We start from the raw sequence: 20,025 nt of genomic DNA on the forward strand, positions 1-20,025 counted from the left end.
TTCTCACCTCAGCAGGCCCTTGTCCTTCAGATAGGTGCGGGCCACGTCCTCCGGCAGTCGCCGCCAACTGTCCACCTGCCGGTTCATCGACGCCAAGTCCCCTGTGCGGAGAGTGGTGTTGAGGGCGTCGAGCGTCTTGGCGACGCGTGCGTCGCCCGCGCGGGAGCGGTTGACGACCGGGACGACGTAGTCGGCGTTCTGGAGGTGCTTGTCGTCGGCGAGCGGGACGAGGCCGAACTCGTCCAAGGTGGCGTCCGTCGTGGTGGTGAGCAGCATCTGGTCCCGTCCGCTCTGGACGGCGCGCTTGGCCTGGGTGGTGCCGACGCCCTTGGGGTCCACCCCCGTGACGCGGATGCCGTAGGTCTTCTTCAACCCCGGTGCGCAGGACGGCCGTCGGACACATTCGTCGCCTGCCGCCAGCCGTACCCGAAGGTCCGACCTGCCGAGGTCGCTCAGGGTCCTCACGTGGTGCCGGCGGGCGAACTCCCGTGTCACGGCGAAGGCGTTGCGGTCCTCCGCCCGGCCGGGGTCGAGCACGGTGAGCCCGCGGGGCGCGGCCAGCTTCCGCAGGGCCTTCATGGTGGTGGCGAGGTCGGGGGATCCTACGGTCGCGGCGTCGGGGCCGTCGTTCTTGGCCGCGAGCCAGTCCGCGAAGGTGGCCGCGTACTCGGCGACGACGTCGATCTGCCCTGATTCCAGAGCCGGTTCGTACAGTTCGCGATTGGCGACGGTCAGCACGGACGTCCGGTATCCGGCCTGGCGCAACAGCAGCGCGTACATATGGGCGAGCAGGTCGCTCTCGGTGAACCCTGCCGATCCCACCGTCAGTCGGCCGCTGTCGCCGGGTGGCGCGGTGACCTCGCCACGGGTCTCCAGGGAGGGGCCGGTGGTGCAACCGGCGAGCAGGAACAGGGAGACGACCGCCGCGTACCGTCGCATCACGGCCCCCGTCGCCGATGCGGCGCCAGGCGTTCCACGGCCTCGAAGATCCCCTCGACGACCAGTGCGAACCCGGCCACGAGCACGGCCCCGGCGACGACTTGGGGCGTACTGGCCAGGTTGAAGCCCGCGGTGATGATCCGGCCCAGTCCGCCGCCGCCCGCCAGCGCGGCGATGGTGGCGGTCGCGACGAGTTGGACCGCGGCGATCCGTACCCCGTTCAGGATCATCGGAAGCGACAAGGGCACCTCGACGCGCCACAGCGTCTGCCGACCGGTCATCCCCATCCCCCGCGCCGCGCGCACCACACCGCGGTCGACCTCGCGCATGCCCACGTACGCGTTGGTCAGCAGCGGTGGCACGGCGAACAGGACGAGGGCCACCACGGTCGGGCCCTCGCCCCACCGGCCGAGCGGGGTGAGCAGCAGTAGCACGAGCACGGCGAAGGTGGGCACGGCCCGGCCCGCGTTGGAGAGGTTGACGGCGAGCGCGCCGCCCTTGCCGAGGTGGCCGAGGACGAGGGCGACCGGCAGCGCGATCGCGCAGCTCAGCGCCAGGCAGACGACGGTGAGGGCGAGATGTTGCAGCAGCCGGTGCCGGATGCCGTCGTCCCCCGCCCAGTGCGCGGGGTCGCCGAGCCAGGCCCAGGCGTCGACCAGAGTCGTCATCCGCGCGCGGCCCTCGTCCAGGGCGTGATCAGCCGCTGCACACCGAGCAGCAGCAGGTCGGCCGCCACCGCGATCACCACGCACAGCACGGACGCCGTCAGTACTTGCGCCTTGAAGTACGTGTTCATCCCGGCGTAGATCAGGTTCCCGAGCCCGCCGAAGCCGACGATCGCCCCGACCGTGACCAGGGAGATCGCCGAGACGGTGGCGATGCGCAGGCCGGCCATGGCGGCGGGCAGCGCGAGCGGCAGTTCGACGGTGAGCAGCAGCCGGATCGGCCCGTACCCCATGCCCCGCGCGGCCTGCCGGGTCTCCTCGGGGACGGCGCGCAGCCCGGCGAGGATGTTCCTGACGAGCAGGGTGAGCGAGTAGAGCACGAGACCGGCGACGACGAGGGTGGCCGACAGCCCGTACAGGGGCAGGAGCAACGAGAACATCGCCAGGGACGGGATCGTGTAGAGGACCGTGGTGCTGGCGAGGACGGGACCGGCGGCCCAGCCCCAGCGGCGGGCCAGCAGGGCCAGCGGGACCGCTAGCACGAGCCCGATCAGCACGGACGCGGTGGTGAGCTGAAGATGCTGGAGCACCGCGTCGAGGACGATGTGGCGGCGGGTGCGCAGATACGCGCCGCAGAGCCACTCGTTGCGGGCCAGGCAGTCGTCCGGGGGCGCGGTCACGCGTCCATTGCACCGGCTGGGCAAGGGCGCGCGCTCGTCTTGGTGACCCTTCCGGGGCATGCATCGGCACAGCGGGTGCGTCCCGCGCGCCCTCCCCCGGCTCGCACTCCCCTGCGCGAGTGGTGACGATGGAGGCGAAGCCCAGCCCTCGCCGATCACCGCCCGGCCCTCACCGGCCACCACGCCATATCCCGACACCCCGCCATCCCGATCACCCCGGAGGGACGATGACCGTGAACGCCCGTCCGGGGAGCAGTGAGCCCGAGCCCGACCCCACCGGCCGGGAGGCGGAGCGGATCTTCCAGTTGGAGGAGGAGGTCGCCCAGCTCAAGGAGGCGGTCACCTCGCACGCGGTCGTGGACCAGGCGATCGGCATGCTCATGGCGCTCGGACATGTGACCCCGGACCAGGGGTGGGAGGTGCTCCGGGAGGTCTCACAGCGCGCGAACATCAAGCTGCGCAACGTGGCGGAGATGATGCTCGTCTGGGGGCACCAGGGTGATCTGCCGTACGACCTCCGCGTCATCCTGGAGGACACGCTCGACCGGTACGGCCCGACCCGGCTTCCGGACCACCCTCCTCCCCGCTGACAGCGTTTCAAATGCCCTCACGCGGATACTCCGGAAGGCGACGGCGCACTGGCCCAACCGTTCCCGGGAGGGTTCGGCAGTGAGCCCACCGCAGACGGCCGTCCGGCTGAAGACCGGCCTGGACGGCCGCATGCGTGCCCCTTCCACTCCCCGAACCGCCCGCTCCCCGTACCGCGCTCAGCCGAAGTCGGTGAGCGCCTCCTCGCGCATCCGCGCGCAACACCCGCTGAGCAGCCGCGACACATGCATCTGCGAGATGCCGAGCCGACTGGCTATGCGGCTCTGGGTCATACCGCGGAAGTAGCGCAGGTAGAGGATGGTGCGCTCACGCTCGGGCAGGGAACGCAGACAGGGCTTGACGGCCTCGCGGTCGACGATCAGGTCGTAGCCGGAGTCGGACTCGCCCAGTGCGTCACCGAGCGCGTATCCGTCGTCGCTTCCCGCCACTTCGGCGTCCAGGGACAGCGCGGTGAAGCTGTCCATGGCCTCCAGGCCGACGCGGACGTCGTCCTCGCTGAGCTGTGTGTGCTCGGCGATCTCGGCGACGGTGGGACTGTGCCCCGGGGTCGCGTGCGCGATCTCCTTGGCGGCCGTACGCACGTGGTTCCGCAGGTCCTGGACGCGGCGGGGCACATGCAGGACCCACATGTGGTCACGGAAGTGCCGCTTGATCTCACCGGTGATGGTGGGGATGGCATAGCTCTCGAAGGCGTACCCCCGCGACGGCTCATAGCGGTCGACCGCCTTGACGAGGCCCAGGGCCGCGACCTGGCACAGATCCTCGACCGCCTCGCCCCGGCCCCGGTAGCGCCGGGCGATGCGCTCGGCCATGGGGAGCCATGACCGGACGATCTCGTCGCGCAGGGCCTGCCGCTCCGCGCCCTCGCACAGGCCGCGGAGCCGTGAGAAGGCCTCCGTGGTGTCGGGGGCGTCGTCGTGCGGGTGTTGCTTCGCTCTTGCCGTGGTGCGCATGTGCTGCCCCTCAGCAGGTTGACTGGACCGTCACCATGGGAGCGCGCACCACCGGACACACAGGACACACCCGGGCTCTGGTGGGGCCAGCTCCCACGGACGTGCCTCCTGTCCGAAGCACTGAAGGGCCCATTCCCGGCATTCACGGCACCAAACAGCTTCCTTGCGTGCGTGACTCAGGGGGGTCCCGCGGCGTCGGGGTGTGACGGCCGTGCGGGACACAGCCAGAGGGTGGCGAGGGGCGGGAGGGTGAGGTGGAGGTGCCCCTGCCGGTCGTCCGGCCTCAGTGGGCCGGGGTTGCGGATGCCGCTGCCGCCGTAGGGGGCGGCGTCGGTGTTGAGGAGTTCGTGCCAGGCGGGGACGGACGTGGGGACGTCGAGGCGGTAGTCGTGGCGGACGACCGGGGAGAAGTTCGAGACGGCCAGCAAGGGTGTGCCCTGTGCGTCGAAGCGGAGGAAGGCGAGGACGTTGTCGTCCGCCGCGTCGACCGCCACCCAGCGGAAGCCGGTGGGGTGGGTGTCGCGTTGCCACAGGGCGGGCCGTGCGCGGTAGTGGGTGTTGAGGGTGCGGACGAGGTCGCGGATGCCGCGGTGGTCGGGTTCGGCTCCATGGGCGGGGTCGAGGAGGTGCCAGTCGGGGCCATGGGCTTCGGACCATTCGGTGGGCTGGGCGAACTCCTGTCCCATGAACAGGAGTTGCTTGCCGGGGTGGGCCCACGTACAGGCGAGGTAGGCGCGCAGGGTGGCACGTTGCTGCCACCAGTCGCCGGGCATCTTGGCGACCAGTGACCGCTTGCCGTGGACGACCTCGTCGTGGGAGAGGGGCAGCAGGTAGTTCTCGCTGTACGCGTACACCATGGAGAAGGTCAGCTCGTCGTGGTGGTGTCTGCGGTGTACGGGGTCCTTCGAGAGGTAGACGAGGGTGTCGTGCATCCAGCCCATGTTCCATTTCAGGCCGAAGCCGAGGCCCTGATGGTGGGTGGGGCGGGTGACGCCGTCCCACGCGGTGGACTCCTCGGCGAGGGTGACGATGTCGGGGTGACGGCGGTAGACGGTGGCGTTCAGCTCTCGCAGGAAGGCGACGGCGTCGAGGTTCTCGTTGCCGCCGTGCTGGTTCGGGGTCCACTCGCCGCTCGGGCGGGAGTAGTCGAGGTAGAGCATGGAGGCGACGGCGTCCACGCGCAGGCCGTCGACATGGAACTCCTCGCACCAGTACAGGGCGTTGGCGATCAGGAAGTTGCGCACCTCGCGTCGGCCGTAGTCGAACTCGAGGGTGCCCCAGTCGGGGTGGGCGGCGCGCCGGGGGTCGGGGTGTTCGTACAGGGGTCGGCCGTCGAACCTGGCCAGGGCCCACTCGTCGCGGGGGAAGTGAGCCGGGACCCAGTCCATGAGGACACCGATCCCGCTCTGGTGGAGCCGGTCGATGAGGTGTCTGAAGTCGTCGGGGGTGCCCAGGCGGGCGGTGGGGGCGTAGAACCCGGTGATCTGGTAGCCCCAGGAGCCGCCGAAGGGGTGCTCGGCCACCGGCATCAGCTCCACGTGTGTGAAGCCGAGGTCGCGCACGTACGCCGGGAGCTCGTCGGCCAGTTGACGGTATGTCAGACCAGGGCGCCAGGAGGGGAGGTGGACCTCGTAGACGGAGAACGGCGCCTCGTGCACGGGCAGCTCGCCGCGCCGCGCCATCCAGTCACCGTCGCCCCATGTGTACGACGAGCTCGTCACGATCGACGCGGTGGCCGGGGGGACCTCGGTGCGACGGGCCATGGGGTCCGCGCGGACGGTGTGCGTACCGTCGGGGCAGGTGATGTCGAACTTGTACAGTGCGCCGTCCCCGACGCCGGGCACGAACAGCTCCCACACCCCGCTCGAACCGAGCGAACGCATCGGACAGCCCGTGCCGTCCCAGTGGCAGAAGTCCCCGCAGATCCTGACCCCTTGTGCGTTCGGGGCCCAGACGGTGAAGCGGGTGCCGGGTACGCCCTGGTGTGTCATCGGGTGGGCGCCGAGCGCCTGCCACAGCTCCTCGTGGCGGCCCTCCCCGATGAGATGTAGGTCCAGTTCGCCGAGCGCGGGCAGGAAGCGGTAGGGGTCCTCGGTCTCCAGCACGGTGCCCTCGTACGCCACCAGCAGGCGGTACTCGGGTATGTCCCGCAGCGGCAGCAGCACGGAGAAGAAGCCGTCGCCGTCGTCGTGCAGTTCGGACCAGGCGTCGTCCATGACGACCGTCACCGAGAGGGCGCACGGGCGCAGGACGCGGAAGGCCACACCACCCGGTACGAGGTGCGCGCCCAGCACCGCGTGCGGGTCGTGGTGGCCGCCCGCCAGCAGTCGCTCGCGGTCCGCGGGGGGCGCGGGTGCCGGTGCCGTGTTCTCGCCCAACTGTGCTGAGACGAGAGGCGGTCGGGTGGCGGTGGGAGGGGTCACGGTGTCGGTCTCCTCAGGCCGGGGCGTTCGGCGAGGCGTGCGATCGCCGCCATCGGCACGGGCAGCCAGTCGGGGCGGTGGCGGGCTTCGTACAGGACCTCGTACACGGCGCGGTCCGTCTCGTACGCGCGCAGCGACGCGGCTTCCGCCCGCGGGTCCCAGCCCGCTTGTACGGCGTAGCCCGCGCAGTACGCCTCGCGGCACCGCAGGGCCCACTCGGGGCGCCATGGCTTTCGCGCGTGGGCCGCGTAGTCGAAGGAGCGGAGCATGCCCGCGACATCGCGTACCGGGGACTGGACGCGCCGCCGTTCGGGCAGCGGGCGGGCCGGTTCGCCCTCGAAGTCGATGACGTGCCATTGCCGTTCGGCCCGCAGCACTTGGCCCAGGTGCAGGTCGCCGTGGATGCGCTGTGCGGGTCGGGGTGCGTCGAGCGCGGCCGGCTCCGTGAAGGCGGAGCGCAACCCCGCCGCGTACGGCAGCAGTTCGGGTACGGCGTGGATGGCGTCGCGGAGGCGCTCGGCCATGGCGGCGGCGAGGGGCCCGTTCTCGGACGCGCTCTGTGACGCGACGGGGAACGCGGCGGCGAGCGCGAGATGCACCTCGGCGGTGGCCTGCCCCATCTCGTACGCCTCTTCGGTGAACTCCCGCCCGGACGCGAGCGCGTCGAGCGCCTGGGTCCATCCGTCGGCGGCACCGCGCAGGAAGGGCTGGAGCACACCGAGCGTCGCGGCCCACGGGTTCGAGGTGCGGAACCAGGCCACCGGGGCGAGGACGCGGGTGCAGTCCTGCCGGGCCAGGGCCCAGGGCACCTCCAGGTCGGGGTTGATGCCGGGGCGTATCCGGCGGAAGACCTTCAGGATGTAGCTGTCTCCGTACACCAGCGAGGAGTTGGACTGCTCGGCCTCGATGAGACGCGGAGCGAGTCCGGTGGGGATCGTCGTCCTCCGGTCGCGTTCGAAGCGCAGCGCGCCCACGGTGCCCGGGGTGCGCAACCGCTCCAGCAGCAAGGACGCCAGACGCGGGTCCAAAAGGGCGTCGTACACCAGGAGTCCGGCCAACGGCCCCTCGCTCACGCGTCCGAGGACGGCGGGAGAGAGCCGGGAGGGAACCGACTCTCCCATGCCGAGGAGGAGTTGGTAGCAGTCGTGCGCCGGATCGGTGTCCGGAGCACGGACCCCCGGCTGCTCGGCGTAGTCGGCGCGTATCAGTATGTGCAGGCAGCCCGGGGCGAGTTCGGTCACCGACAGCAGCGCCACATCCGTGACGGGGCGGCCCTTGCCGGCGAACCAGCGCTGCCGCGGCAGCCATGCGCGCAGCACACCGGGGAGCCAGGGCAGCAACAGTGCGCTGATGCTGCTGTCCTGGCGGAGCGTTGCGGTCTCGGTCGTCGGCATGGCGTCGCGTCCTTTCCGTGGCGGCCGACGGATCAGCGGCGATGGATCAACCGCCCACGAACAAGTTCACCTTGGTGGCCTTGGGGACGTGTGTGCGAAGGCGGAACCAGTAGAAGCCGTGGCCTGCGAGGGTGAGGAGATAGGGGAGTTCACCGATGGCGGGGAAGCGGACCTGGCCGATGAGTTCGACGGGGTGCAGGCCGGTGAAGCGGCCGAGGTCCAGTTCGGTGGGCTGGGCGAACCGGGAGAAGTTGTGGACGCACAGCACCACGTCGTCGCCATGTTCGCGGACGAAGGCGAGGACGGCCGGATTGGAGGAGGGCAGTTCCGTGTACGAACCGAGCCCGAACGCCGGGTTCTGCTTGCGGATCTGGATCAGACGGCGGGTCCAGTGCAGCAGGGAGGACGGGGAGGACATCGACGCTTCCACGTTGGTCACCTGGTAACCGTGGACCGGATCCATGATCGTGGGAAGGTACAGGCGGCCGGGATCGCAGGAGGAGAAGCCCGCGTTGCGGTCGGGGGTCCACTGCATCGGGGTGCGTACCGCGTCGCGGTCGCCGAGCCAGATGTTGTCGCCCATACCGATCTCGTCGCCGTAGTAGAGGATCGGGGAGCCCGGCAGGGACAGCAGCAGCGCGGTGAACAGCTCGATCTGGTTGCGGTCGTTGTCCAGCAGCGGAGCCAGCCTGCGGCGGATCCCGATGTTCGCGCGCATACGGGGGTCCTTGGCGTACTCGGCCCACATGTAGTCGCGTTCTTCGTCGGTGACCATCTCCAGCGTGAGTTCGTCGTGGTTGCGCAGGAAGATGCCCCACTGGCAATTGGTGGGAATGGCGGGGGTCTTGGCGAGGATCTCCGAGACGGGGTAGCGCGATTCGCGGCGCACGGCCATGAAGATGCGGGGCATGACGGGGAAGTGGAACGCCATATGGCATTCGTCGCCGCCGCTCGGATAGTCACCGAAGTAGTCGACGACGTCCTCGGGCCACTGGTTGGCCTCGGCCAGCAGGACCGTGTCGGGGTAGTGGGCGTCGATCTCCTTGCGCACTCGTTTCAGGAACTCATGGGTGGCGGGGAGGTTCTCGCAGTTGGTGCCCTCCTGCTGGTAGAGGTAGGGGACGGCGTCCAGACGGAAGCCGTCGATACCGAGGTCGAGCCAGAACCTGAGGGCGGCGAGGATCTCTTCCTGCACAGCCGGGTTCTCGTAGTTCAGGTCGGGCTGGTGGGAGAAGAAGCGGTGCCAGTAGTACTGCTGGCGCACCGGGTCGAAGGTCCAGTTGGACGCCTCGGTGTCGACGAAGATGATCCGCGCGTCGGAGTACTGCTTGTCGTCGTCCGCCCAGACGTAGTAGTCGCCGTAGGGGCCGTCGGGGTCGGTACGGGAGGCCGTGAACCAAGGGTGCTGATCGCTGGTGTGGTTCATGACGAAGTCGATGATCACGCGCATACCGCGGGCGTGCGCGGAGTCCACGAACTCCACGAAGTCCGCGAGATCCCCGAACTCCGGCAGGACGGCGGTGTGGTCGGCGACGTCGTAACCGCCGTCGCGCAGGGGCGAGGTGAAGAACGGGGGCAGCCACAGGCAGTCCACACCGAGCCATTGCAGGTAGTCCAGCTTGTCGGTCAGCCCTTTGAGGTCGCCGACGCCGTCGCCGTTGCTGTCGTGGAAGGAACGGACCAGGACCTCGTAGAAGACGGCCCGTTTGAACCACTGCGGGTCACGGTCGACGGCGGGGGTGTCCTCGAAGGTGTCCGGGACGGGCTCGTTGACGATCATCGTGTGGGTGACCCTCCGATCGACGGTGACGACAAGGACGTGGGCGCGGACGGCGGTCGGACGACCGTCAGCACATGCGCCGGGCCGCTGCCCGGACACAGACGCACATACGCGGACCGGCCCCACTGGTGGACGGCGCCCGTGAGTTCGTCGCGCACCGGCACGCAGTCCTTCCAGTCCAGGCCCAGCCGCGGCATGTCCAACGAGAGCGTCGCCTCCTGGGTGTGGTGGGGATCCAGGTTCACCACGACCACCACCACATCCGCACCCGAGCACTTCGAGTAGACGATCACCGCGTCGTTGTCCGCGTCATGGAAATGCAGATTCCGCAGTCTGCGCAGGGCCGGATGCTCCCGGCGGATCGCGTTCAGCCGCGCGATCAACGGGGCGATGCTGCGGCCCTCGCGCCCGGCGGCTTCCCAGTCGCGGGGCCGCAGTTGGTACTTCTCCGAGTCCGCGTACTCCTCCCCGCCCGGCTCCAACGCCTCGTTCTCGCACAGCTCGTACCCCGAGTACATCCCCCACGACGGCGACAGCGTCGCCGCCAGCACCGCCCGTACCTCGAACGCCGCCCGGCCCCCGTCCTGGAGGTAGGCGGGCAGGATGTCGGGGGTGTTCACGAAGAGGTTCGGGCGCAGATACGCCGCCGACTCCCCCGTCAACTCTCGCATGTACTCGATGAGTTCCCGCCTCGTGTTCCGCCAGGTGAAGTAGGTGTACGACTGCTGGAACCCGATCTGCGCCAGCGTGCGCAGCATCGCCGGACGGGTGAACGCCTCCGCCAGGAACACCACATCGGGGTCCGTCCGGCCGATCTCCCCCAGCACCCGCTCCCAGAACACCACCGGTTTCGTATGCGGATTGTCCACCCGGAAGATCCGTACCCCCCGCTCCATCCAGAACCGCAGCACCCGCAGCGTCTCCGCCACCAGCCCGTCCATGTCCGCGTCGAAGAACACCGGATAGATGTCCTGGTACTTCTTCGGCGGATTCTCCGCGAACGCCACCGACCCGTCCGCCCGTTGCCGGAACCACTCCGGGTGCTTCAGCACCCAGGGATGATCCGGCGAACACTGCAACGCGAAGTCCAACGCCACCTCGAGCCCCGCGCTCCGCGCCCGCTCCACGAAGTGGTCGAAGTCCTCCAACGACCCCAACTCCGGGTGCACGGCGTCATGTCCGCCCTCCGGCGAACCCACGGCCCACGGCACTCCCACGTCCCCCGCCTCCGCCACCAACGCGTTGTTCCGCCCCTTGCGGAACGACACCCCGATCGGATGCACCGGCGGCAGATACACGACGTCGAAGCCCATCTCCGCGATCGCCGGCAACCGCCGCGCCGCCGACCGGAACGTCCCGTGCGGTTGCTCCGGCGTTCCCTCCGACCGCGGAAAGAACTCGTACCAGGCTCCGACGAGTGCCCGCTCCCGCTCCACCAGCAGCGGCAGCGCGTCCGACGACGAGACCTGCTCCCGTAGCGGATACCGGGACAGCACCTCCCCCACCTCCGTGGACAGCGCGGCGGCGAGACGGGCGAGCGGCGGCCGGGACTCGTCACGCAGGGCGCGAACGGCCGCCCGTACGACCTCTCTTCGCGGCCCGTCGGGCACCCCCGCCGCGGCCTGTTCGTAGAGGTCCGCACCCTCCTCCAGGACGAGTGCGACCTCGATCCGCGCGGGGATCTTGATGCGTGCGTGCTGCCGCCAGGTGGCGACCGGATCGCTCCACGCCTCCACCCGGTACGTCCATCTGCCGACCGACCCCGGTGTCACCTCGGCGCCGAAGCGGTCGGTGCCGGGCTCCAGTTCGCGCATCGGTGTCCAGGGGCCGGGGCGTCCTCGCGGGTCCAGCAGGACGACATTGGCGCCGATCTCCTGGCCCTCGCCGAAGACCGTCGCGGTGACCTGGAAGGTCTCCCCCTCGACCGCCTTGGCCGGGCGCCTGCCTCCGTCGACGGCGGGGCGGACGTCCAGGATCGGGATGCGTCCGATCAGGGTCACGCCGGTCACCTCCCACTCGCTTGCCACTCACTCGGTCCAAGCCCGTCCCGGACGGTTCGCGGGGCCACGGCGGAAGGCAGGGGAAGGCCGTGCACGGACCAGTACCGATCCGTGACGACACGCGCGAACCTTCACTCATGGTGCACGCAGCGACACGCAGCGTCCTGTTCAGATATGAACCAAATGAGGTGCATGTGGCTCGTGTTGCACGAATGGAGTAGCACTCGCACCCTGGTACTGACTCAGAAGCGCTGACCGCTCACGCTTCGTGCATGGGCTCGGCCGAGAAGGGCGACGAGAGGCCCGGAAGGGCGATGCGAAGCGCGAGCTTGCCGGTGAGGAGCCAACGACGATGAAGAACGCAGCACCCTGCTACTACCACCTCGATGTAGAGGTGAGTCCGGAGCGTATCGGGCAGATCGGGCGGATCCTCGCCGCCCACCTCCGCTACTGGGACATCGAGACGCTCGCCGAGCCCGTCTGCCAGTGCGCCGAAGCGCTGCTGCGCACGATCGACGAACACGCGGAGGACAAGAACACCACGCTCGAGATGTGGTGGAACGGTCAGCACCTCATCACCGCGATCCAGGACAGCGAGCCGGACATCCGGCCGCACTCCGCGCCGAAGGGCTGTCTGACGCAGATCGCGGCGCTGAGCAACGGCTGGGGCTGCTGCGCCGCCGGTACCGGGGGCAAGATCATCTGGTTCTCGCAACGGGCCCGCGTCGCCGACCGCGCCCCGCTCGTCCCGGTGATGCCCGTACCCAGCCTGTGCGACGCACGCGCCCTCCCGCGTGTCCTGCCGCCCGCGGCGGTCGCCCTCGCGGGCGACTGGTGGGAGGCGCTGACCGGGTATCCGGAGCCGGCCACGGCGAACGCCTAGCCACAGGCCATAGACATAGCCATAGACATAGCCACAGCCATGCCACAGCCGCCGCGCCCCGCTGCCCCGTACGCGTGCTCCGGGCCCCGTCGCGTGGACAGTGCGGTCCCCCGTGATCGACACTCGGCGGATGGCGAAGTACTTCGACGTTCACCCCGACAACCCCCAGCCGCGCACGATCGGCCACGTCGCCCAGAGCATCCGGGACGGCGCGCTCGTGGTCTATCCGACGGACTCCTGCTTCGCGCTGGGCTGCCGCCTCGGCAGCCGCGACGGCATGGAACGCATCCGCGCGATCCGCGATCTCGACGACCGCCACCACTTCACGCTGGTGTGCCGGGACTTCGCCCAGCTCGGCCAGTTCGTGTACTTCGACAACGACGTGTTCCGCGCGATCAAGGCGTCGACCCCCGGCAGCTACACGTTCATCCTCCCCGCGACCCGCGAGGTGCCGCGCAAGCTGCTCCACCCGAAGAAGAAGACGGTCGGCGTCCGCATCCCCGACCACGTCGTGGCGCAGGCGCTGCTCGCCGAACTCGGCGAACCGCTTCTGTCCAGCACGCTGCTCCTGCCGGGTGAGGAGGAGCCGATGACACAGGGCTGGGAGATCAAGGAGCGGCTCGACCACCTCGTGGACGCCGTGATCGACTCGGGCGACTGCGGCACCGAGCCGACGACGGTCATCGACTTCTCCGGCGGCGAGGCCGAGATCGTCCGCAGGGGGGCGGGCGACACGTCACGGTTCGAGTGACGTCCCCGGGCGGGAGTCGCGCGGCGGCCCGGCTGGTCCGGCTCCGGGGACGGGTGCACGCTGAGAGACAGGAAACGGCTCCTGCGGCGCACGGAAGTGATCACGATGGAAGCCAAGAACTGGACCGTGCAGATCTACATCACCGAGGAAGGCGACGACACCCACGCGCGCGCCGTGCTGACTACGCGCGACACGTCGACCGTCACCGGCAGAGGCGAGGCCCGGCGCAATCCGGTCGACCGGCCGATCCCCGAGATCGGGGACGAACTCGCCGTCAGCCGCGCGCTGGAGGATCTCGCCATCCGGCTGCATGACGTCGCCTCCGACGACATCGTGGAGATGGCGGGTCCCGCCACACCCTGACGGCCGCGCGACAGCCTGACTCACGCGTGCGGGACGACGGCCACCGGGCAGCCGGCGCGGCGGATCACCGCGTGGGTGATGGGGCCGGTGTGCGAGCCGTCGGCCCGCGCGGTCAGCCGTCGTCGGCGGCCCACGACCAGCAGACTCGCCGACGACGCGGCCCGTACGAGCCCCGTGGACGGCTTGTCCGCGAGCACCGACTCCAGGACCTCCACGCGCGGGTACTTCTCCCGCCAGGGGTGGAGCACGGCGGACAGGAAGCGCAGCCACTCCGCCGCCCGCTCGGCGCCGCTCACCAGGCCGATGTCACCGTTACCGAGGCCGAACGGGGACGGCGCGTGCCAGGCGTACAGGACCCGCAGCCGGGCCTTGCGGAGCCGGGCGGCCTCGAAGGCGAACTCGATGACCTCGTCGCACGGGTCCGCGACATCGATGCCGAGCACGACGTCCGGGCAGCCGGTGGGCGGGCCTGTGCCGTCCGCCGGTTCGTCCTCGGTCTGCTCCCCCGCGCGTACGAGGACGACGGGCCGTGTCGCGTCGGCCACCACGGCGAGGGCGACCGAGCCCACCAGCAAGCCCTTGATGCCGCTGAGCCCGCGTGAGCCCACCACCAGCAGCTCCGCGTCTTCGGCGGCCCGCAGCAGGGCCTCGGGGGCCGGGCCCTCGACCGGCTCGTCCGCCACGCGGACGCCGGGGCAGGCGCGGCGGAGGTGTTCGGCCGCCGCGCGCAGGACGTCGCGCGGCGGGGCACCGTTCTCGGACGCGTCCGCCTGCTGCCGGGGATGGCGGCGGAAGGCGTGCACCAGGAGCAGCGGACGGCCTCGGCGCAGCGCCTCGCGCGCCGCCCACTCGGCGGCTGACAGGCTCTCGGCGGATCCGTCGACACCGGCGACGACGGGCGACAGCTTGGCTTCCACGTCCACCTCCCGTGCTCTTCGTTCCCCTCCCAGCATGGCGCCGGGGCACGCGGAGGGCATGGGCTGACGAGCCTCGCCGGGGGACCGTCCGGCCCATCGCCGCACCCCGTCGCCCTACCCCATCGCCGCACCCCGTCGCCGTACCCCTCAGGCCCTCGGAGCCCTTCAGTCCCGGAGCAGCAGCAGACAGGTCTCCCCCGGCTCCAGAGGCACCGCGCGGTCCGCCATACGGATGTCGATGGGGGAACGGTCGGAGGACGGCACCGCGATCTGGAGCGAGCCGTGCTCCAGCGTCAGCCGTACGCCCCAGTGGCCCTGGTAGCGGATGGCGAACCCGTACGACGACAGTTCCGGCAGCGGCGCGGGGTCGAGCCGGAGCGTACCGTCGCGGGTCTCCAGGCCGGTCAGTCCGCGCTGGACGAGGTCGAGAGTGCCGGCCATCGCGCCGAGGTGGATGCCCTCGCCGGTGGTGCCGCCCTGGAGGTCGGCGATGTCGCCGCGCAGCGCCTCCTGGAAGAACTCCCAGGCGCCCGTGCGTCGGGCGCGGGCCAGGACCCAACTGTGGACGAGGCCGCTGAGCGTGGACCCGTGGCTGGTGCGGGACAGGTAGTAGTCGACGGTGCGCCGCCAGGTGTCGTCGTCCAGTGAGTGCCCCAACCGGCCGAAGAGGAACCGGAGTTCGTCCGGCGGGAAGAGATAGCCCAGCATCAGGACGTCGGCCTGCTTGGAGGCCTGGTAGCGGTTGACGGTGTCGCCCTCCGCCTCCAGGATCCGGTCCAGGCGCCGGATGTCGCCGTAGCGCTCGCGGTAGCCGTCCCAGTCCAGCTCGGCGAGGTCGCCGTAGCCGTCGAACTGGCTGATGACCCCGTCGTGGAAGGGGACGTGGAGGGTGCGGGAGACCTCCTCCCAGCGTTCGAGTTCGCCCTCGTCCAGCTCGGTGCGTTCGACGAGTTCGCGGCGTCGGGGTTCGGGGAGGGTGCGCAGCACGTCCAGGGTCCGGGTGAGCACCCAGGCGGCGGTCACGTTGGTGTACGTGTTGTCGTCGAGGCCGGGCTCGCGCGCGTCGGGGTAGGCGTCGTGGTACTCGTCGGGGCCGACCACGCCCCGGATGCGGTGCCGGGAGAGGTTCTCGTCCCAGGTCGCCGAGTCCGCCCAGAAGCGGGCGATCTGCAGGAGCATCTCGGCCCCCTTGGTGTGCAGGAACTCGGCGTCGCCGCTGGCCTCGCTGTACTGCCACACGTTGTACGCCACGGCCGAGCCGACGTGCCGCTGGAGGCGGGAGTTGTCGGGCAGCCAGCGTCCGGAGCGGGGGTTGAGGTGCAGTTCCTGGGTCTCCTCGCGGCCGTCGCTGCCGCTCTGCCAGGGGTAGAGCGCCCCGCGTCGGCCGATCGCGCGTGCCGCGGCGCGGGCGCGTTCCAGGCGCCGGTGGCGGTAGTGGAGCAGGGCGCGGGAGACCTCGGGGAAGTGCAGGTTGAGGTAGGGCAGCACGAACAGTTCGTCCCAGAAGACATGGCCGCGGTAGGCCTCGCCGTGCAGTCCTCGGGCGGGTACGCCCACGTCGAGGTCGGCGGTGTGCGGCGAGAGGGTCTGGAGCACATGGAAGAGGTGCAGCCGCAGGATGCGGCCCGCCTCCCCGGAGACGTCCAGGCCGGTGCGGCGCCAGAGCTGGTCCCAGGCGGTGCGGTGGGGCACCAGGAGCGCGTCGAAGCCGGGCGCTTCGGCGACCCGGGCGATCGCGGCGCACAGGGGGTCGCTGATCGCGGGGTCGCGGGAGGTGTGCAGGGCGACGACCTTGTCGACGGTGGCGGTCCGGCCCGCGGCCAGGTCGAGGCTCACCCGCTGGACGGCGCGCGGGTGCGGGTGCTCGCTGGTGACGGGCGCGTCGGCGGTCAGCCGGGAGGCCAGGCCGATCCGGATGTCGGAGGTACGGGTGCGGCAGCGCAGCCACACCGTGTCCGGGGCCGTGGTGCCGCTGTGGACGTGGACCAGATGGCGGCCCGCCAGGTCCCGGTAGCGGGCCACGCCGGTGTTGGCCACTCCCCCGTCGAGGGCGGCCTCGACCTCCAGGACGCCGTCGAAGCCCTCGGCCGTGAGCTCGGTGCGCAGGGCGGCGAGATGCGGGTCGGCCATGTGCGCGATGCGCAGTTGGCGTACGGACAGCGCCCGGCCCCCGCCGAGCCCGTAGCGCGTGCGGCGCTCCAGCATCCCTGAGGACAGATGCAGCACCTGCCGGTGGTCGAGCACGGCCTGGGTGTCCGGGGTGAGCCACTCCTGTCCGGCGAGGCGGAAGCGGAGCGGAAGCCAGTTCGGGAGGTTGACCATGTCCTCGTTCTCCACCTGGCGTCCGGCCACGCGTGAGGTGAGGCGGTTGTAGCAGCCGGCCACATAGGTGCCCGGGTGGTGCACGTCGTCGGCGGTGCACTCGGGCAGCGCCCCGCGGGTGGCCAGATAGCCGTTGCCCAGCACGCACAAGGATTCCCGCACGCGTTCGTCCAGGGGGTTGTAGCCCTCGTACTGCCAGGTCCAGACCGTCACTGAGGCGTTCCTCCCATGAGCAGTTCTCCGGGGCCGTCCGCGACGGCTCCGGCGCCTGCCGCACCATGGTCACTCCCCTTGGGGTACGACCGCGACCGGGCACTGCGCGTGATGCAGCAGCGTGTGGCCCACCCGGCCGAGCCGGAGGCCGAGGTGGCTGTGGACCGGCCGGGACCCGATGACGACGAGGTCGGCGGCGGCCGAGCGCTTCACCAGCACGGTACGGGTGGGCCCTTCGGCCGTGGCGGGGCGTACCCGGACCGTGGGGTGGTCCGTCATCGCCTGCCGGAGCAGGGCGTCGAGGTGGTCGGCCGCCTCCTGCTCGTGCCGGTGTGCCGCTTCCGCCGTGGACACGGCGAGATCGGTGCTCTCGTAGGCGGGGCGGTGCCAGGCCCGTACGACGTCGAGGACGCACTTGCGTACCTCGGCCTCGCGGAAGGCGAAGCGCACCGCCTCGCCGCCGGTGTCGGGCTCCCCGGCGCCCAGCAGGATCCGATCGTGGTCACCGGCCAGGCCCGTCCGGTCGCCGCGCACGACGATCACGGGGCAGGGGGCGCGGGCGGCCACGGCCAGGCTCACCGAGCCGAGGAGCAGTCCGGTCAGTTCGCTGCGGCCCCGGGTGCCGGTCACCAGGGCGAAGGCGCGGCTGCCTTCGCGCAGGAGGGCGGTCACCGCTTCCTCGGGGAGGATGTCCGTGCTCAGCCGGACGGCGGGGTCGCGGCGGCGGGCGCGTTCCGCGGCGGAGGCGACGATCTTCTCCGCCATGTCCTTCTCGGTGGCGGGTTGCGGGTCGCTCGACGCGGTGGCGCCTTCGTAGCGTTCCCACAGGGAGGCGTGCACCAGCCGGAGCGGGAGACCGTGCCGGGCCGCCTCGTCCACCGCCCAGTCGACCGCCATGAGGCCGAAGCCCGATCCGTCGACACCCACGACCAGGGGCAGCTCCATGCCGTCCACCGCCTTTCGCAGGGCGGGAAGTCGATCGGATCCGTCTTCACGGTCGTGATCCGTCTTCACGGTCGCGGTCCGTCTTCACCATCGTGGTCCGTCTTCACCGTCGCATCCGTGGCGGGGTGGCAGGAGGGGCGGTTCGGCCCCTGGCGGGGACCTTCGGCCCATGCGGGGCGAGCGGTGCCCTACGGGAGCGTGGGGGTGGATCGGCTGGTGGTTCGGGCGTTCGCGTGGTGTGCTGGAGGTGACGGGAAGGACCCGGAACTGGCGCGGGGAAGCGGCCCACGGCCGCGCACCGCGCAATCGGGATCCGCGAGAAGCGGATGGGGCCCTTCCCGCCGTGCGGCGACGCGGGCTCGACACCGCGTCCTCGTACGAAGGGACACGAGCGATGGCGTCTGTCACGACCATGACCGCGGCTCTCCCGGCCGAGCACCGCGAGCGGCTGATGAGGATCGCCCGCGAGGTCTCCTTCGAGGCGGGCAGCCGCTTGTTCGAGGAGGGGTGGCGTGCCGACCGGTTCTGGATCGTACGGACCGGGACCGTGGCCCTGGACCTGCATGTGCCCGGCCGCCGGGCCGCCGTCATCGACACCCTCGGGCATGACGAACTGGTCGGCTGGTCCTGGCACTTCAAGCCCTATGTGTGGCAACTCGGCGCCGAGGCCACGAGTCCGGTGCGGGCGTACGAGTTCGACGCGGTGGCCGTACGGGAGTTGTGCGCGCAGAACCCGGAGTTCGGCCGTGCGATCGCCCTGTGGGTGGGGGCCGTGGTGGCGCACCGGCTGCAGGCGGCCCGTACCCGGCTGCTCGACCTGTACGCCCCTTACGGCAGCGGTGACACGGCCTGACCGTGTCCCGGCGCCGGCCCCCGCCGGTCGTCGTCCCGCCGTACGCCTTCGACCCCCGTGGAGGAGACCGTGCCCGGCACCCCGCACCTCGTGAGCGACGTGATGACGCGTACCGCGGTCGCCGTCGGCCGTGACGCCCTGTTCAAGGACATCGTCCGGCTGATGGAGCAGTGGCAGGTCAGCGCCCTTCCGGTACTGGAGGGCGAGGGCCGGGTGGTCGGGGTCGTCTCCGAGGCCGATCTGCTGCCCAAGGAGGAGTTCCGCGACAGCGACCCGGACCGGCACACCCAGCTTCGGCGCATGTCGGACCTGGCGAAGGCCGGTGCGCTCACGGCGGGGGACCTGATGTCCGCACCCGCGATCACCGTCCACGCCCACAGCACCCTCGCCCAGGCCGCCCGCATCATGGCCCAGCGCAAGGTGAAACGGCTTCCGGTGGTCGACGACCAGGACATGCTGGAGGGCGTCGTCAGCCGCGCGGATCTGCTCAAGGTGTTCCTGCGGCCGGACAAGGAGATCGCGGACGAGGTGCGGCGCGAGATCGTGGACGTCCTCTTCCCCGCGCCCGTGGAGCCGGTCCACATCATCGTCACCGAGGGCGTCGTCACCCTCACCGGCACGATCCGGGAGGCCGCCCTGATCCCGGTGACCATCCGCCTCGTACGGGGTGTGGAGGGCGTGGTGGACGTGGACTGCCATATCTCGCCGACCGGCGAAGGGTGAACCGCGCCGACAGGTGTCAGCCGGGCGTCCGGCGCCACCTCGGCTCGACCAGCTCCCACTCGTGGTCCCAGTCCGCCATGCGCTGCCGTTCCAGGCGCGCGCGGACCAGCCGCCCGCAGACCAGCACACCGCCCGCGGCGCTGAGCCCGACCAGCGCGCCGACCAGCCTCGCCTCGGTCCGGGTCTGCTCCGCGGTGGCCGGGCGGGGAACCATCTCGCCGGAACGGTCCGTCCACAGGGTGACCGGGGCACCCGCCTTCAGATCGGCGTCGACCCGGGTCACGGCCGTGCGCGGGGAGCCGTCCGGGGCCTTCCAGCGCACCTTCGCCCACGCACCGCCGTCGGTGTGGACGGCCCCCGCCTGTGCGGAGGCCGTCGCGTCCTGGGTGAGCGCGGCCGTCACCCGGTGCGTCCCGGCGCGGCGGGCGGCCAGCCCGTGTTCCACCGCCACCGTCGTCGCGAGGCCACCGAGCACCCCGGTCAGGAGAGCGACGAGCCAGGTGGTGAGGATGATCCATCCCTCCACACGGTCACTGCGGCGCTTCAGCGGATTGGCTCGCCACCGCCACAGCCGTATCGCCCCCGTCCTCCGAGGTGTCGTCCTCATCGGTC

The 20,025-nt window shown here is 70.9% G+C and carries 18 protein-coding genes; 6 read left to right on the top strand and 12 right to left on the bottom strand.

Translation table 11 applies throughout. The features are described from left to right. Window positions 1-3 precede the first annotated feature (3 nt). From NGF19_RS15630 to NGF19_RS15640, 3 genes are read right to left on the bottom strand one after another with little or no spacing between them, the layout of a single operon-like run. The gene (locus NGF19_RS15630) at window positions 4-939 is read right to left on the bottom strand and encodes an ABC transporter substrate-binding protein (RefSeq protein ID WP_252425507.1); all 936 of its coding nucleotides are present in this window, start codon (window positions 937-939) and stop codon (window positions 4-6) included. Next, window positions 939-1,607: an ABC transporter permease gene (locus tag NGF19_RS15635; RefSeq protein WP_252425508.1), complete on the bottom strand. Its 669-nt coding sequence runs from the start codon at window positions 1,605-1,607 to the stop codon at window positions 939-941. The genes NGF19_RS15630 and NGF19_RS15635 overlap by 1 nt, the downstream gene beginning before the upstream one ends. Continuing rightward, window positions 1,604-2,284: an ABC transporter permease gene (locus tag NGF19_RS15640; protein WP_252425509.1), complete on the bottom strand. Its 681-nt coding sequence runs from the start codon at window positions 2,282-2,284 to the stop codon at window positions 1,604-1,606. Before NGF19_RS15640 ends, NGF19_RS15635 begins: the two co-directional genes overlap by 4 nt. A 227-nt stretch (window positions 2,285-2,511) precedes the next feature. Between NGF19_RS15640 and NGF19_RS15645 the strand changes: the two genes are divergently transcribed. Continuing rightward, window positions 2,512-2,874 (top strand): ANTAR domain-containing protein, encoded by a 363-nt coding sequence (locus NGF19_RS15645; RefSeq protein ID WP_252425510.1) that lies wholly within the window; start codon window positions 2,512-2,514, stop codon window positions 2,872-2,874. Between the two features lie 177 nt (window positions 2,875-3,051). Here the strand turns inward: NGF19_RS15645 and NGF19_RS15650 are convergent, their stop codons facing one another. The 5 genes from NGF19_RS15650 to NGF19_RS15670 form a co-directional block, all read right to left on the bottom strand. After that, complete coding sequence (locus tag NGF19_RS15650; protein WP_252425511.1) at window positions 3,052-3,846, bottom strand: SigB/SigF/SigG family RNA polymerase sigma factor; 795 nt, start codon at window positions 3,844-3,846, stop codon at window positions 3,052-3,054. 176 nt (window positions 3,847-4,022) lie between these two features. Beyond that, window positions 4,023-6,269: a 1,4-alpha-glucan branching enzyme gene (gene glgB / locus NGF19_RS15655; RefSeq protein WP_252425512.1), complete on the bottom strand. Its 2,247-nt coding sequence runs from the start codon at window positions 6,267-6,269 to the stop codon at window positions 4,023-4,025. Next, window positions 6,266-7,663, bottom strand: coding sequence for a maltokinase N-terminal cap-like domain-containing protein (locus NGF19_RS15660; RefSeq protein ID WP_252425513.1), 1,398 nt, complete (start codon window positions 7,661-7,663; stop codon window positions 6,266-6,268). Before NGF19_RS15660 ends, glgB begins: the two co-directional genes overlap by 4 nt. Before the next feature lie 46 nt (window positions 7,664-7,709). Next, window positions 7,710-9,443: a maltose alpha-D-glucosyltransferase gene (gene treS / locus NGF19_RS15665; protein ID WP_252425514.1), complete on the bottom strand. Its 1,734-nt coding sequence runs from the start codon at window positions 9,441-9,443 to the stop codon at window positions 7,710-7,712. Then, complete coding sequence (locus NGF19_RS15670) at window positions 9,440-11,443, bottom strand: alpha-1,4-glucan--maltose-1-phosphate maltosyltransferase (RefSeq protein WP_308288487.1); 2,004 nt, start codon at window positions 11,441-11,443, stop codon at window positions 9,440-9,442. The genes treS and NGF19_RS15670 overlap by 4 nt, the downstream gene beginning before the upstream one ends. A 352-nt stretch (window positions 11,444-11,795) precedes the next feature. On the opposite strand from NGF19_RS15670, the gene NGF19_RS15675 reads away from it, so the two are divergent. From NGF19_RS15675 to NGF19_RS15685, 3 genes are all read left to right on the top strand, one after another. Continuing rightward, entirely contained in the window at window positions 11,796-12,326 is a 531-nt protein-coding gene (locus tag NGF19_RS15675; protein WP_252425515.1) for a pep a2, read from the top strand. Window positions 12,327-12,456: 130 nt separating this feature from the next. After that, complete coding sequence (locus NGF19_RS15680; protein ID WP_252425516.1) at window positions 12,457-13,077, top strand: L-threonylcarbamoyladenylate synthase; 621 nt, start codon at window positions 12,457-12,459, stop codon at window positions 13,075-13,077. Window positions 13,078-13,182: 105 nt separating this feature from the next. Beyond that, on the top strand, window positions 13,183-13,440 hold the full coding sequence (locus tag NGF19_RS15685; protein ID WP_252425517.1) for a DUF1876 domain-containing protein: 258 nt from the start codon (window positions 13,183-13,185) through the stop codon (window positions 13,438-13,440). A 20-nt stretch (window positions 13,441-13,460) separates the two neighbouring features. Here NGF19_RS15685 and NGF19_RS15690 read toward each other — a convergent pair whose 3' ends face one another. From NGF19_RS15690 to NGF19_RS15700, 3 genes are all read right to left on the bottom strand, one after another. Beyond that, a complete protein-coding gene (locus tag NGF19_RS15690) occupies window positions 13,461-14,357 on the bottom strand; it encodes a universal stress protein (RefSeq protein ID WP_252425518.1) in 897 nt (298 codons plus the stop codon). A gap of 165 nt (window positions 14,358-14,522) precedes the next feature. Next, on the bottom strand, window positions 14,523-16,892 hold the full coding sequence (locus NGF19_RS15695; RefSeq protein WP_252425519.1) for a glycoside hydrolase family 65 protein: 2,370 nt from the start codon (window positions 16,890-16,892) through the stop codon (window positions 14,523-14,525). A 69-nt stretch (window positions 16,893-16,961) separates the two neighbouring features. Further along, window positions 16,962-17,837 (bottom strand): universal stress protein, encoded by an 876-nt coding sequence (locus NGF19_RS15700; protein WP_252425520.1) that lies wholly within the window; start codon window positions 17,835-17,837, stop codon window positions 16,962-16,964. Between the two features lie 394 nt (window positions 17,838-18,231). On the opposite strand from NGF19_RS15700, the gene NGF19_RS15705 reads away from it, so the two are divergent. Beyond that, entirely contained in the window at window positions 18,232-18,690 is a 459-nt protein-coding gene (locus tag NGF19_RS15705; RefSeq protein ID WP_252425521.1) for a Crp/Fnr family transcriptional regulator, read from the top strand. Between the two features lie 102 nt (window positions 18,691-18,792). Then, complete coding sequence (locus NGF19_RS15710; protein ID WP_289735095.1) at window positions 18,793-19,413, top strand: CBS domain-containing protein; 621 nt, start codon at window positions 18,793-18,795, stop codon at window positions 19,411-19,413. Window positions 19,414-19,429: 16 nt separating this feature from the next. Here the strand turns inward: NGF19_RS15710 and NGF19_RS15715 are convergent, their stop codons facing one another. After that, window positions 19,430-20,020 carry an Rv1733c family protein gene (locus NGF19_RS15715; RefSeq protein ID WP_252425523.1) on the bottom strand — a complete coding sequence of 197 codons (591 nt, stop codon included), beginning with the start codon at window positions 20,018-20,020 and terminating at the stop codon, window positions 19,430-19,432. Window positions 20,021-20,025: the final 5 nt, after the last annotated feature.

The sequence above is a fragment of the Streptomyces macrolidinus genome (assembly GCF_023887685.1).
Taxonomy (GTDB): Bacteria; Actinomycetota; Actinomycetes; order Streptomycetales; family Streptomycetaceae; genus Streptomyces; species Streptomyces macrolidinus.